8 protein-coding genes are annotated in these 15,569 nt (G+C 32.1%); 7 read left to right on the top strand and 1 reads right to left on the bottom strand.

What is annotated here, in order from left to right:
* Positions 1–513: 513 nt before the first annotated feature.
* A complete protein-coding gene (locus ABNT65_RS09395) occupies positions 514–1,455 on the top strand; it encodes a calcium/sodium antiporter (protein WP_412766855.1) in 942 nt (313 codons plus the stop codon).
* A 377-nt stretch (positions 1,456–1,832) separates the two neighbouring features.
* On the opposite strand, the gene ABNT65_RS09390 is transcribed toward ABNT65_RS09395, so the two are convergent.
* Complete coding sequence (locus ABNT65_RS09390; protein ID WP_348747737.1) at positions 1,833–2,861, bottom strand: glutamine synthetase beta-grasp domain-containing protein; 1,029 nt, start codon at positions 2,859–2,861, stop codon at positions 1,833–1,835.
* Positions 2,862–3,106: 245 nt separating this feature from the next.
* Here ABNT65_RS09390 and ABNT65_RS09385 point away from each other — a divergent pair, with 245 nt between their 5' ends.
* The 6 genes from ABNT65_RS09385 (at position 3,107) to ABNT65_RS09360 (ending at position 15,568) form a co-directional block, all read left to right on the top strand.
* On the top strand, positions 3,107–5,290 hold the full coding sequence (locus ABNT65_RS09385; RefSeq protein ID WP_348747736.1) for a glutamine synthetase III: 2,184 nt from the start codon (positions 3,107–3,109) through the stop codon (positions 5,288–5,290).
* Positions 5,290–5,766, top strand: a complete 477-nt coding sequence (locus tag ABNT65_RS09380; protein ID WP_348747735.1) for a GNAT family N-acetyltransferase — start codon at positions 5,290–5,292, stop codon at positions 5,764–5,766. The genes ABNT65_RS09385 and ABNT65_RS09380 overlap by 1 nt, the downstream gene beginning before the upstream one ends.
* A 1,306-nt stretch (positions 5,767–7,072) precedes the next feature.
* A complete protein-coding gene (locus ABNT65_RS09375; protein WP_348738043.1) occupies positions 7,073–8,254 on the top strand; it encodes an AIR synthase related protein in 1,182 nt (393 codons plus the stop codon).
* A gap of 131 nt (positions 8,255–8,385) precedes the next feature.
* Positions 8,386–8,919, top strand: a complete 534-nt coding sequence (locus ABNT65_RS09370; protein ID WP_348747734.1) for an OmpH family outer membrane protein — start codon at positions 8,386–8,388, stop codon at positions 8,917–8,919.
* A gap of 410 nt (positions 8,920–9,329) precedes the next feature.
* The gene (locus ABNT65_RS09365) at positions 9,330–9,956 is read left to right on the top strand and encodes a hypothetical protein (RefSeq protein WP_348747733.1); all 627 of its coding nucleotides are present in this window, start codon (positions 9,330–9,332) and stop codon (positions 9,954–9,956) included.
* Between the two features lie 467 nt (positions 9,957–10,423).
* Complete coding sequence (locus ABNT65_RS09360; protein ID WP_348747732.1) at positions 10,424–15,568, top strand: hypothetical protein; 5,145 nt, start codon at positions 10,424–10,426, stop codon at positions 15,566–15,568.
* Position 15,569: the final 1 nt, after the last annotated feature.

Genomic DNA, 15,569 nt, shown 5'->3' with positions numbered 1-15,569 from the left:
AGTTAATTTAAAATATAGATTGTATAAATACGGTAACAATTTTTAGTATAAATACAAATAGTTTTAAAGTGGCAGTAATCATTAGTTTTTTTAGTGTTTTTTAGTTAATAATTATAGTTAATTCCGGAATTGTTTTTTCAATATACAGGAAAGGAAATCACACCACCAAAAAAATAGAATAGAATTAATTAGTTTGCATTTTAATATTAACATAAAAAGGTTTAAAATGTTTTAATATGAAACTTTGTTTTCTTTAGATTGGTTTTATAGTGTAATTGTATTTTGTGTTTTTGGTTTGTTTTAGTTAGGTAGATAAGGGCGTTTTTTTTTGTTTTTGAAAAAGTAAAGGGAATTTGATTTTTTTTAAGTGTAAAAATGGACGTTTGATTTTTGTGTTAGTTGAAGAAACTCTTTTTTTGAGTGCTTTTTAAAAGAAGAAAAAGAGATGTTTTTGAACATGAAATTAGATTTCAGATTAGACTTCAAAACATTATCTTCGCACAAAAATATATTATGAGTATTCTTTACATTATTATAGGGTTGGTTTTATTAGTTTTAGGAGGGAATTGGTTGTTAAAAGCTGCTGTAGGTTTGTCTTTACGTTTAAACATACCTAAAATAGTGATTGGAATGACAGTGGTTTCTTTTGCAACTTCAGCGCCAGAATTAATCGTAAGTGTTAAATCTGCGTTAGATGGTGCAACTGGTTTAGCTGTAGGAAATGTAATAGGATCTAATATTGCAAACTTAGCACTGGTATTAGGAATTACGATTATACTATCTCCTATTGATGTAGAAAAAAGTTTCTATAAAACAGATTGGCCTGTAATGATGATAGCTTCAGGGTTATTGTATTTTTTTATTGTAAATGACAGAGTAATACAATCCTACGAAGGAATGATTTTATTTGCTGCGTTAGTAGCTTTTTTAGTGTATCTATTAAGGTTTCAAAAGCAAGCTGTAGTAGATGAAATGCCTGAGGACGATGAGGAATTGCCCTTGTATAAAGTAGTATTATTTTTAGCTATTGGAGGTTTAGGTTTGTGGGGTGGTTCTGAATTATTGATTAACGGATCAGTAACTTTAGCTAAAAATTTAGGAGTAAGTGATGCGGTAATTGGAGTAACAGTAGTTTCAGTAGGAACAAGTATCCCAGAGCTAGCAGCTTCTATTATTGCGGTATTAAATAAAGAAAAAGCAATTTCACTAGGAAACTTACTTGGTTCTAATGTGTTTAATATTTTGGCTGTTTTAGGAATCACATCTATGATAACACCTGTTGAGGTAAAAGCAGATGCATTAAGCTTAATTAATAATGATATCTATTGGATGTTAGCTATATCTTTTGCAGTATTACCATTGGTATTTATTCCAAAAGGAATGCGTTTAGGGTGGAGAGATGGTGTAGTGTTGTTAGCAAGTTATGTAACCTTTGTGTATCTAACCATAGCCTAATAGAGTTTTGAAAATAGGAGTTGTTAGTTTTTAATTATTAGAGCTTAATTTTAGTTTTCATAAACTCATAATTTAAGTTGTCATTGTGAATGTAGTTTACGGAATAAAGTAATCTTTTTTATAAGGTTATAAGAATTGAATATTTAGTAAAGAATAAGGACATCATTAAAAACTGAAAATTTACTAACCTTCCGCCTTCAACCTTTTCAAAAGTTAATAAGTTTCAGTGAGTATTGATAACTGATAATTGAAGAAAACTTCTACCTCAAACCTTTTACCTTCAACCTTTTTTAGAGGCTAAAAAAACTCTAAGAGTTAACAACTAAAAAAACCGCTAATTAGCGGTTTTTTAGTTGTGTTGTGTGTTGTTGTATTTATTATTTATCAGCAGTTACTTTAACTTTAGCACTTTTTACAGTTTCAACAATTCTACCAGCTACTTTGTACGGATCAGCATTAGAAGCAGGTCTTCTATCTTCTAACCAACCTTTCCATCCTTGTTCTACTGTGATAATAGGAATACGGATAGAAGCACCACGATCAGAAACACCGTAACTAAAATCGTTAATAGATGCAGTTTCATGTAAACCAGTTAAACGTTGGTCGTTATATTGACCATAAACTTCAATATGTTCTTTTGTTACCGGGCGGAAAGCCTCACATATTTGTTCGTAAACTTCTTGGCTACCACAAGTTCTTAATAAGGTGTTTGAGAAGTTAGCGTGCATACCAGAACCATTCCAGTCACCTTTTACTGGTTTAGGGTGGTATTCAATGTAATAACCATACTTTTCAGTAAGCCTATCTAATAAATAACGAGCCACCCAAATTTCATCGCCCGCTTTCTTAGCACCTTTTGCAAATAATTGGAACTCCCACTGTCCAGAAGCTACCTCTTGATTAATACCTTCAAAAGTTAAACCAGCAGCAATACATAAATCAGCATGCTCTTCAACAAAATCTCTTCCGTGTGTGTTTTTACCACCTACAGAACAGTAGTACATACCTTGTGGACCAGGATAACCACCAATAGGGAAGCCTAAAGGTAATTGTGTGTGTGTGTCCATAATGAAATACTCTTGCTCAAAACCAAACCAGAAATCATTATTATTATCGTCAATTTTTGCACGTGCATTGGTTGGGTGTGGCGTCCCGTCTGCATTTAAAACTTCTGTCATTATTAAAAAACCATTCTCACGAGCAGGATCAGGATAAATAGCTACAGGTTTTAATAAGCAATCAGAATCTCCGCCTTCAGCTTGTTTTGTTGAAGAACCGTCAAAAGACCATATAGGACAGTCTTCTAATTTACCGCTAAAGTCTTCTACAACTTTAGTTTTACTTCTCATGTTTTGAGTTGGAAAGTAACCATCTAACCAAATGTACTCTAATTTAGATCTACTCATGAATTTTATTTTTTAATAATATAAAATATTGTTGTTGTGTTGTTGAGTACAAAAATCAATATTTTTTTGGTTACCCCCAAATTTTTTAGGGTTAAATTTTTGTAAAGTTGTTTTTTGGTGGTTTTTGCGGGGTTTAAATTGGGGTTTTTTGTTTTTAATTATGTTTGTTTTTTAAATACCCCCTATTTTTTTAGGGGGTGTTTTGAATTATTTATATTTTTGAACAAAATTTATAAACTAATACTATGTCAGCTATTCGTTTTAATGCTTTACAAGAAACACTTAATAGAAAATCAGAAATGATTGAGGAGAGAAAAAGAAGATCGGAGTTGTATGCTGAAAATGTGTTTAATGAGAGGGCTATGAGGCAGCATATGGCAAAAGAAGCCTATCAAAGCGTAATGGATGCCATTGAATATGGAACTAAAATAGATAGGAAGATTGCAGATCAGATAGCGGTAAGTATGAAAGATTGGGCACTTTCTAAAGGAGCTACGCATTATACGCATTGGTTTCAGCCGCTAACAGGTGCAACTGCAGAGAAACATGATGCCTTTTTTGAAACTATTGAAGGAGGTGGAGCAATGGAACGTTTTGATGGAAGTCAGTTGGTGCAACAAGAACCAGATGCTTCTTCATTTCCCAATGGTGGAATTAGAAACACTTTTGAAGCAAGAGGGTACACAGCTTGGGATCCTACATCACCTGCTTTTATATACGGAACAACACTGTGTGTGCCCACAGTATTTGTAGCTTATACAGGAGAAGCTTTAGATAATAAAGCACCGTTATTAAGAGCGTTACAAGCAGTAGATGATTCGGCTACAGCGGTTTGTAAGTACTTTGATAAAAATGTAACTAAAGTAAATGCTACTTTAGGTTGGGAGCAAGAGTACTTTTTAATAGATAAATCATTGGCAGCATCTAGACCTGATATAATGATGACAGGTAGAACCTTGTTAGGGCATGCTTCTGCAAAAGGGCAGCAATTAGATGATCATTATTTTGGAACAATTCCGGCTCGAATTATGAATTTTATGCGTGATTTAGAGCAAGAATGTATGTTGTTGGGGATTCCTGTAAAAACCAGACATAATGAAGTAGCACCTAATCAGTATGAATTGGCGCCTATTTTTGAGGAAGCTAATTTAGCAGTAGATCACAATTCATTATTAATGGATGTAATGGAGAAGGTTTCACAAAGGCATCATTTTAAAGTGTTGTTTCATGAAAAGCCTTTTGAAGGAATTAACGGATCAGGAAAGCATAATAATTGGAGTTTATCTACAAACACAGGGGTTAACCTATTGAGTCCTGGAAAAACCCCAATGAAAAACCTACAATTTTTAACCTTTTTTGTAAATACTATAAAAGCAGTGTGTGATTATGAAGAATTAATTAGAGCTTCAATTGCCAGTGCGAGTAATGATCATAGATTGGGAGCTAATGAAGCACCGCCAGCAATTATTTCAGTATTTATTGGGTCTCAATTGTCAGAAGTGTTAGATGAATTAGAAAATGTAACGAAAGGAAAATTATCACCACAAGAAAAAACAGACTTAAAATTAAATATTGTTGGTAAAATACCTGAAATTTTATTAGATAATACCGATAGGAATAGAACTTCACCATTTGCTTTTACAGGAAATAAGTTTGAGTTACGTGCGGTAGGGTCGTGGTCTAACTGTGCAGGGCCTATGACCATATTGAATACTATCATAGCTAAGCAGCTTAAAGATTTCAAGGTAGAAGTAGATAAATTAATAGAAGAAAAAAGTTTGAAAAAGGATGAGGCAGTATTTAATGTGTTGAGGGAATATATTAAAGCTTCAAAAAAAATCCGATTTGAAGGTGATGGTTATGGAGAAGCTTGGGAAAAAGAAGCTAAGAGAAGAGGGTTGAGTAATAATAAAACAACTCCTGAAGCTTTAAAAGCTAAGATTTCTAAAAAAGCAATTGAGTTATTTGAAGAAATGAAGGTAATGAGTAAGATAGAGGTAGAGGCGCGTCATGAAATTGAACTAGAAGAATATACAAAACGTATTCAAATTGAAAGTAGAGTGTTGGCAGATGTAGCAAGAAACCATGTAATACCAACAGCAATTCAATATCAGAATACTTTAATAGAAAATGTAAAAGGGTTAAAAGAAATTTTTGAAGAACATTATGAGGGGTTTGCTAAAGAACAAATTGAATTAATTAAAAAAATATCAAATCATATAGCAGAAATTAATTCTAAAATAGAACAAATGACGGAGGAGCGAAAGCAAGCAAATAAGTTAACAGGGCAGAAGAATGCCGATACTTATTGTAATAAGGTAAAGCCTTATTTTGAAGAAATACGTTACCATGCGGATAAATTAGAGTTGTTGGTAGATGATAACTTATGGCCGTTAACAAAATACAGAGAGCTTTTATTTACGAAATAATGGAAAATGATATTAAATTAAAAAGAACAACTGCTACAGATAAAAAATTTAAAGAGTTAGCAGTGGAGTTGGATGCATATTTGTCAAAAATAAACGGTGAGAATGATGCTTTTTTTAAACAACAGAATCAGTTAAACGATATAAAAAATGTTGTCATCTGTTATTTAGATAAAGTGCCCGTTGGTTGTGGAGCGTTTAAGGTGATTACAGAAGAAACAGTAGAGGTTAAGCGTATGTATGTAAAAGATAATTATAGAGGATATAATATTGGAACACGTATTTTAAAGGAGTTGGAAAAATGGGCTAAGGAAGCGGAGTTTGATAACATAATTTTAGAAACTAGCAAAACAATGTTACCTGCTGTTAACCTATATAGAAAGAATGAATATAGTATTATACCTAATTATGAACCTTATAAAGACGTTACTTCAAGTATTTGTTTTAAAAAAAAGATTGGTTGGCGTATTTTGAGTTAGTTTAAATAATTGATAGCTGTTCGGGGTCTAGAGAAATAAGGTTGAATAGAGTGTATTTGTGTCAGTTTGAGCGCAGTCGAAAACTTTGTTTCTTGGTTTCAAAACAAGTATTGGAACTATCTTGGTCTGATTGAAATAAAAAATAACGATTAAAAGCAGCGCTTTTCAAATCTTCTTCGCAGAATAGAATTTTCTTTCGTTAAGAAATCTTGAACCCTTGGAAAGATTTTAGAAAAAAAGTTGTTACGATACAATTATAGGGGGCTCTAGTTAAAAGTATAAAAAAACTATTTGATGTAAGGTGTCTAGGAATTAAATTCTTGGCTTTCGCCCTTGCGATTAAAATTTGGTTTTTAGCTTAAGCTGAAAAATTCATTGAAGAAGTGTCCTTTTTTTGGTTCGTTTTTTTGGACAAGCAAAAAAATGAACAATAAACGAATAGAAAATCCTAGCTTATAAAGTTTACTAGAGGAGAAAAAAAGTGAAGATTGATAAACGAAATGTATAATAATGTGACAAAAACCATCCCAACCATGTTGAGAAGGAAAAAGTAAGTGCCGAAACCGTCCCAACTATGTTGAGAAGGAAAAAGCAAGTGAAGAAACCGTCCCAACCATGTTGAGAAGAAAAAAGTAAGTGCCGAAACCGTCCCAACCATGTTGAGAAGAAAAAAACAAGTGTCGAAACCGTCTCAACCGTGTTGGGAAGAAAAAAGTAAGTACCGAAACCGTCCCAACCACGTTGAGAAGAAAAAAGTAAGTGCCGAAACCATCCCAACCGTGTTGAGAAGAAAAAGATAAGTACTGAAACCGTCCCAACCATGTTGAGAAGAAAAAAAACAAGTGTTGAAACCGTTCCAACCGTGTTGGGAAGAAAAAAAAGTAAGTTTAGAAGCAGTTTCCATCATTTTATAGGATAAAAAATAGCGATTAAAAGCAGCGCTTTTCAAATCTTCTTCGCAGAATAGAATTTTCTTTCGTTAAGAAATCTTGAATCCTTGGAAAGATTTTAGGAATAAATATTTGGTTTTTAGCTTAAGCTGAAAAATTCATTGAAGAAGTGTCCTTTTTTTGGTTCGTTTTTTTGGACAAGCAAAAAAATGAACAATAAACGAATAGAAAATTCTAGTTTATAAAGTTTATTAGAGAAGAAAAAAGTAAGTGCCGAAACCGTTCCAATCGTGTTGAGAAGAAAAAACAAAGCATAAAATGGATCCAGTTAATTGAAAAAGCTAAAAAGTAACAATTCCTTTGAAAGTTTTAGGGTTTTAAAGTAATTTCGCAGGCAACAACACAACAAACAGAATATGAGTCAAGAAGTTTCTAAAAGATATGCACAAAGAGGAGTATCTGCCTCTAAAGAAGATGTGCATAATGCAATTAAAAATATAGATAAAGGTTTGTTTCCAAAGGCATTTTGTAAAATAGTACCAGATTATCTAACAAATGATGAGGAGTACTGTTTAATAATGCATGCAGATGGAGCGGGAACAAAAAGCTCTTTAGCATATATGTACTGGAAAGAAACAGGAGATGTTTCTGTATGGAAGGGAATCGCACAAGATGCGTTAATTATGAATATTGACGATTTGTTATGTGTAGGTGCTACAGATAATATTATGTTATCGTCAACTATAGGACGCAATAAAAATTTAATATCGGGAGACGTTCTTTCAGCTATAATTAACGGAACAGAAGAGTTGATAGCTGAGTTAAAAGAGTTTGGAGTAACCATTCACTCAACAGGAGGGGAAACGGCAGATGTAGGTGATTTAGTACGTACTATTATTGTAGACTCTACAGTAACAGCTCGTATGAAAAGAGAAGATGTAATTGACAACTCAAATATTCAAGCGGGTGATGTAATTGTTGGGTTGGCTTCTTTTGGTCAAGCAACCTATGAAAAAGAGTACAATGGAGGAATGGGAAGTAACGGATTAACATCAGCCCGTCATGATGTATTCCATAAATATTTAGCTGAAAAGTATCCAGAAAGTTTTGATGCATCGGTTCCTTCTGATTTAGTGTATTCTGGAGGAACAAAATTAACGGATGCAGTAGAAGAATCGCCAATAGATGCAGGGAAACTGGTGTTGTCACCAACAAGAACATATGCACCTATTATAAAAGAAATACTTTCAAAGTATAAATCAGATAAAGTACATGGAATGGTTCATTGCTCAGGAGGTGCGCAAACTAAAATTTTGCATTTTATTGATGAGAATCATGTGGTGAAAGACAATATGTTTGAAATACCACCTTTATTCAAATTGATTCAAGAGCAATCAAAAACCGATTGGAAAGAAATGTATCAAGTATTTAATTGTGGACATAGAATGGAATTGTATGTAACTCCTGAAATCGCGGAAGACTTAATTGCAATTTCAAAAAAATACAATGTAGAAGCAAAGGTTATAGGCCGCGTAGAAGCATCAGCTACTAAAAAGCTAACCATACAAAGTAAGTATGGTACTTTTGAATACGAATAAAGAAATTAAATTTATAGATAAAAGTCACATTACTATTGTTTTGTGGCTTTTTTTTTGTGGGGAAATATTTTGTGGTTGATTAAAAAGAACTACATTTGCGCCGTTAAATTTTTTAAGAAAAGATATAAATCATGAAAAAAATTGTTTTACCCTTAAGTGTTTTAGCACTAGTATTTTCAATCGTTACATTTTTCTATTCACAAAGTTCATCAGACTTAGTATATGTAGATGTAAATAAATTATTAGATGGTTATAAACGTACAAAGGTTGTTCGTGCTGAGTTTGAGAAAAAGGCAAAAGTGCTAAAATCAAATGTAGACAGTTTGGTAACTGATTGGCAAAAAGAATTAAAGCTATACGAAAAAGAGCGCTCAAAATTCTCTAAAAAAGAATTAGAATTAAAGCAACAGTTATTAAGTAACAAACAACAACAAATTAATAACTACCAACAAGCTATTCAAAAACAAATCCAATCAGAAGATAAAAAAGCGACACAAACTGTGGTGAATGATATCAATGATTATGTAAAAGAATACGGAAAGAAAAAAGGTTACAAAATCATTTTTGGAGCTAGCGGAGGCGGTAACATCATGTACGCAGATAAAAGTGCTGATTTAACAGAAGTAGTTTTAGAAGGATTAAATTCTGAATTCGAAGGAAAGTAAATTACTTCGTACCTCACAATGACGTTGAATCCCTTCATTACGAACGAAGTTTACGGAGTGAAGTAATCTTTATAAAAGGGAACAATAAATAAAAAAGAGGTTGTTACTTCGAGTGATTTTCTGGAGATTAAGTATATCGAAATCGAAAGAAAATAGTACTTCGACTACGCTCAGCAGAGCTATCGAGAAGTAGTTGAATGAAGAGTTTTCTTCGATATCTCACAATGGCGTTGAATCCCGTCATTACGAAGGAGCGGTAGCGGATGAAGTAATCCGTTAGTTGGATAAAGAGATTGCTTCGATACCTCGCAATGACGTTCAAATTCCTTCATTACGAACGGAGTTTACGGAGTGAAGTAATCTCATAAAAGAGGACTATAGAAAAGTAATATTATATAAGCTATAAATAAATGAAAACTAAATTAGTTGCTAATGCTATGAAGTATATCCTATTTATTTTATCAGTAATAATGGTAACAAGCTGTTCTAACAAAACATTTGATACCAAGGACGAATTATGGAGTTACTTGCGTAATGAAGACAATGGTTATTTACATACTAAAAAAGTAAATGGATATGAGTTCTCATTACTATACAAACCAACTGATTTATTGGTGGATCAAGAACTAGGAGAAGAAATTAACAAGGATAAAATAAAAGAGTTAAGAGAAAAGTACCAGCAGTACATCTATTTTACTTTATCCATGTCTAGAGACAATAAGGAATTGTTAAGTACCACTCCTAGAAACCGACAAGAATTTGGAGCTATGGTAAATGAGTTAGCCTTCGGTATGGGAAAAAAAGTACACGTATTCACACCACAAAAAGATACCTTGGAGTTGCTAGACTATGTATATCCAAGAATGTATGGAATGAGCAAAGCAACTACCATGCTTTTTGTATACCCAAGAGATCAAAAATATTTAAAAGAAGATTACATAAACATCACCATAGGCGATTTAGGAACCTATACAGGAGAGGTGAAGTTTAAAATACCTACAAAAAATATAAATAGCGAACCAAGTATAGAATTTTAATCCGTCATTACGAAGCAGCGGTAGCGAATGAAGTAATCTGTCAATCGATAAGAAGATTACTTCGATACCTCGTAATGACGTTCATTCCCGTCATTACGAACGGAGTTTACGGAGTGAAGTAATCTTTTAAAAGGGAACAATAAATAAAAAAGAAGTTGTCACTTCGAATGATTTTCTGGAGATTGAGTATATCGAAATCGAAAGAAAATAGTACTTCGACTACGCTCAGCAGAGCTATCGAGAAGTAGTCGAATAAGAAGATTACTTCGATACCTCGTAATGACGCTCAAATTCCGTCATTACGAACGAAGTTTACGGAGTGAAGTAATCTGTAAATCGAATAAAACAAAATGTGATCGATTAAGTACAATTAGCAATAGCGTAATTAAAGAATAGAAAAAACTATATAAATAGAAAAGAAAACATAACAACCCTTAAATTAAATAATTAAGCACAAACCAGAAATTATGATAAAGAACAAACAAACCCGAAGAACGATTGCTATGTTCTTCCTATTAAATTTTTTAAGTACCATTTTTCCGTACAATGTCTTGTATGCAAATAACAATGGTCCCAATGCACCAGAAGCAGCAGCTTTTGAACCAGTAGATGCGACAGATATGGTAAATTTAGTAACAGGTAATTTAAGTTATGTATTACCCTTGTTAAATGTACCCAGTCCAGAAGGAGGTTATCCGTTGGCATTAAATTATCATGCAGGAATTGCCATGGATCAAGAAGCTTCGTGGGTAGGTTTGGGTTGGAATTTAAACCCTGGAGCTATTAATAGAGGTGTAAATGGAAACCCTGATGATTGGGGGAAAACTTCGGTTAATGAATTTTTCTATGATAAAGGTTGGTCTGAGGATTATTATAGTTTCAGTGTGGGGACAAGTTTAAGTAATGGGTTTTCAGTTGGTTTAGGGCTTTCTTGGGGCTCAAATCAATCTTTATCTGGATCAGTTTCTTTTGGTGTAGGAGGAAGTTTTGTAAATATAGATCATAGCGGTGTTTCAGCTGGAATTGGTCTTAGAGCTAAAGGAGCTAACATAAGTTTTGCAACAAATGGTATAAACGCTGGATATGGTTATAGGAATAGTAACTCAGTATTAGGGTTAAATTTAAACTATAATTACAGTAATGGTTTATCAGGGAGTTTTTCTTCTTCAACGGTTGTCGGCTACTCAGGGAAAGGAGCGGCGCAAGTGTTAGGGACAGGTATTAGTTTTAATTCACAAGGAGTTTCTATGAATGGGAGTTTAAATGGTGCTGGAATAGGGGTTTTTAATTCTTCGGAAGTTATATCTAGTCAAGATTATAGTGTAAGATCTAGAGTATCAGGTTTTTCATTGCCTGTTTTTATGTTTTATGTAGGGTATCAACATAAAGAAGTTAAGTATTCATTATTTAAGAATAACACCCTTAATACTTCTGGGATACTGTATCCTTATGTGTCAAATTCTAATAGGAAATATAACGATGGAACTTTATTACCATATTCAAAGAGAGATCATTTTATGGATGTTAGTGATATCTATTATAAATCAGAAATAGAAAATAGATTTCATTCAGCTTCACATGGATTAACTCAATATAACTATGCTTCAATATCTTTACCTAGTTATGATAATTATAGTGTTAACTCACAGGGGATTTCAGGGAGTATCTCTCCATATAATGATAAAATGATATTATCACCAAGGTCAATAAAGGCACCTAAACCTTTTTGGTGGAAACCTAATGATGTACATTCGTCATGGGATAATGACTTTGGAACTTTTTATTTGAATAGAGATATAACTGAAATTACTAATGAAGAGTTAAATAAAAAAAGTTTTTTTACATTCCAAGATGCATATAATTCTTTTCTTAGAATTGAAACTTCAGATATTGAATATTCAGATAATATTGATTTAGGAGTTTTAAAAACTAATATTTTTCAAAAAGTTAAAACTAATCAATTAAATAACTATAGTAATGATTATGCGAATGGAAGAAAAAGAGAAGGGAATACAATAACAACTTTTACGAATAAGGAAATAAGGAGTGGAGTTAATAAATTTTTTCTTGAAGCTAAGGATAAGGATAACTTTTTAAATAGAAGTAATAAAAAAATATTTTTAAATGAAGGAATAGGAGCTTTTCAAATTACTGCTATGGATGGAAAAACATATCATTATTCATTACCGGTATATCAATTTGAAAGTTATTATAAAACTTTTCAAGACAAGTCTAATGAAAATAAAAATTTTTTTGAAAAAGAAAAAAATGCACCTTATGCAACGCATTGGCTACTTACAGCTATTACAGGACCAGATTATGTCGATACAAATAATAATGGTGAATTAGATAATACCGATTATGGATATTGGATAGATTTTGATTATGGTAAATGGTCTGAAGGCTTTGGTTGGAGAATACCGATAGAAGGCTATGAGGAAACTGAAAATGAAAAGGGTAAAAAATCATATTCATACTCAAAAGGGCGTAAAGAAATTTATTATTTGGATGCTATTAAAACAAGAACTCATACAGCACTTTTTGTTAAGGAAATAAGGGAAGATAATAAATCACATAATATTAAAGACTATATATATAAAGCGCCTTTTGATATTAATTCAAATACTTTTAATATAGATATAGAAAAAAATGGGTTAAGTATAACAACAGATGACTATGGTAGATATTTAAATACAGAGATTTATGAAATGTATACAGCTAAAGGAGATAGGCATAATTTAAAGTTAAATATACCCTATGGATATTTTTATAAAAAAACAAGAAGATTATATAGAGATGTACCTGAGAATTATTCATTAAAATTAAATAAAATAATTTTATTAAAAAATGATCATTATTCTTACAGGCCGATTGAAAAACAAAATGATCATATTTTGGGGCGTTGGAAAGAACTTGGTTTTGGAGCTATTAGTAAACCATTATATGGTATAGAAGATATAAAATGGGGGTTTAATGGTGTGCCTTATGAAAAAAACACTTTGTATTGGGATAGAATCGATTCTAAAATATTTAGATATAATATAGGTAAAAATATATTAGATATTTATGATTTAGATATAAATAGTATAGAAAGAAAAGCTTTACAGGTAATAAATTTTGATTATGATTATAAATTGGCGAGAAATTCTCCTAATTCATCTTATGGTAAATTAAGCTTGAGAAAAATTCTTTTTAAAGGAAAAAAAGGTATAGGATTGATACCTCCTTATGAATTTAACTATGAGAAAGAAAATACAATGTTTAATCTAGAAGATAAAGATAATTGGGGGTATAATTCAAAATCACCTGATGCTTGGAGTTTAAATAATATAAAAACTCCATTAGGAGGTAATATAAAAATAGAATACGAGTCGGATTCTTATTTTGCAGAGGCATCAAGTTTAGATATATTTAAATTGAAAGTAAATGTTGATCGTACAAATAAATTAATAACAACTAATAATGAGTTTGTAGATTTTACAAAATATTACCAGTCTAATGATTATTTCTCTTATTCTCATTACCCAAGACATGCATCTGTACAAGTAGAAGAAGTGTCAGAAAAGAGTATTAAATATAAAGGAGACATAAAAAATAAGCATGAAGTTGAACTTTTATTACCTAAAGATTATATTGTTAAAGATGAAACTTTAAATGGTTTTAAAGGAGGTGGTCTTAGAGTTAAGAAGATTAGTGTATCAAACAATGTAGGTAACGAAGAGGTTTCTTCAAATTATCTGTATTTGAATGAAGAAACAGGTAGAGTGTCAGGGATTACTTCATATGCTCCAACAAAAAAAAATAAATTAATTCCTTTTCAGCCTTATCTACCTTCACCTTTAGTTATGTATAGTAATGTTCAGGTCGAAAACAAAGATAAAAATGGAAAAGTATTAGGGAAAGAAAATTATGAGTTTGAAACGATAAAGGTTGCAAGTTCTTCAGGAAGGAATGAATTTAATTTTGGTAGAGTTTTTAGTATAAGAAGAGTTCAAGATCGAGCAGTGAAAAATGGAACATACACTTTTGATTATATAAATACAGGAGAAATTTATTCTGGACATTCTGGTGTAGTTATAAAACCAGATATTGAAACAACAAAGTATATGATAGAGAGTAGGTTGGGGGCTATTGGGAGATTGAAGAAAATGACAAAATATAACCATAGAGATCATGTACTACAGAGAGTGAAAAATAATTATAAAGAAGACCTTAATAAAGATAAAGAAATTGGAGTTTTTCAAGAGAGCCATATTAATTATAAAAGGTTATATGGTTTTTCATTTGGGTTATATGTTACATCGACAAGTAAGATTAATTACCCAAGTGTTTTAGAAAGTGTAGAAGAAACTTCAGGGGGATTAACCGTAACTAAGCATTTTGATAAGCATGACTTTTTAACAGGACAGGTACTTGAGACAAGAACCTATGCTAGTGATGGAAAGGCTTTTAAAACAAAACATGTTCCAGCATATACAATACCAGAATATGCTCAAATGGGATCTAAAATAGATAATGTGGATAACAAAAACATGCTAACACAAGGAGCTGTTAATTACACATATTTGTATAAAGATAATACATGGAGGCCTATTAATGTGGGAGTTACAACATGGAAGAATGAATGGACTTATAAAGCACGTCAAATATATTTACCAGAAGAGAATGATTATACTCCTACAGAATCTAGAAAGAAAGTTTGGAGGAAGCATAAAGAGTTTGTATGGAATGGAGAAATAGATGAACAAGGTTTGTATACTGGTTTTGATGAGAATAGTCATGATGATTTTCAATGGGGAATTGGAGCGTCACAAACTAATTCAGATTGGAGAGAAGTTTCTGAGATAACAGCATATAATCGTATTTCTCAACCATTAGAAGTAAAAGATATTAATGGAAACTATGCATCTACTAGAATGACAGGTGATAACTCTAAAGTTTTAGCAACTTCTAATGCGGCATATAAAGAGATGTATTATTCAGGAGCGGATAATTTATCAATGACTTCTGCTGTACTACCAGGTCAAGGAGGTGTAGCTTTAGTAGGAATTGAGGATGGTGCAGAAGCAGCTAAAAGTAAAACAAGTATAGAAAAATCACATACAGGGAAGACTTCTATATTGGTAGATAGTAATGTCAATTGTTTTACATTTTTAATGAAGAAAGGAGAACATCGAACAGGGGAATACAAAATATCTCTATGGGTAGACAAAGGTAATGAGTCAAAAGCAAGGGTAATGGTTAATGGTAATGCAAAGGCTTTTAATGGAGAAAAAGTGTATGCAGGTTCATGGGTATTGTTAAATCATTACGAAGATATATTAAGTACCGAGGATTATAACATAGGAATTAGAAGTACAACAGGTACTTTATACGCAGACGATTTCCGCTTACATCCAGCTACTTCAAGTATGACCAGTTATGTATATAACCAATGGGATGAAGTGACGTTTATTACAGGAGCTAACGGGTTGTCTACCTGTTATGTATATGATGATGCAGGACGTTTAAAAGAAACTTGGGTAGAAGTAGTAGACAATCCAGCTGCAGGAATCACTGGTGGATTTAAGAAAGTAAGTACGAATAGTTATAACTATAAAAAGAATCAATAAA

Source organism: Tenacibaculum sp. 190524A02b (genome assembly GCF_964036645.1).
GTDB classification, from domain to species: Bacteria; Bacteroidota; Bacteroidia; order Flavobacteriales; family Flavobacteriaceae; genus Polaribacter; species Polaribacter vairaonense.
This window is presented reverse-complemented; position numbering and strand designations above follow the sequence as displayed.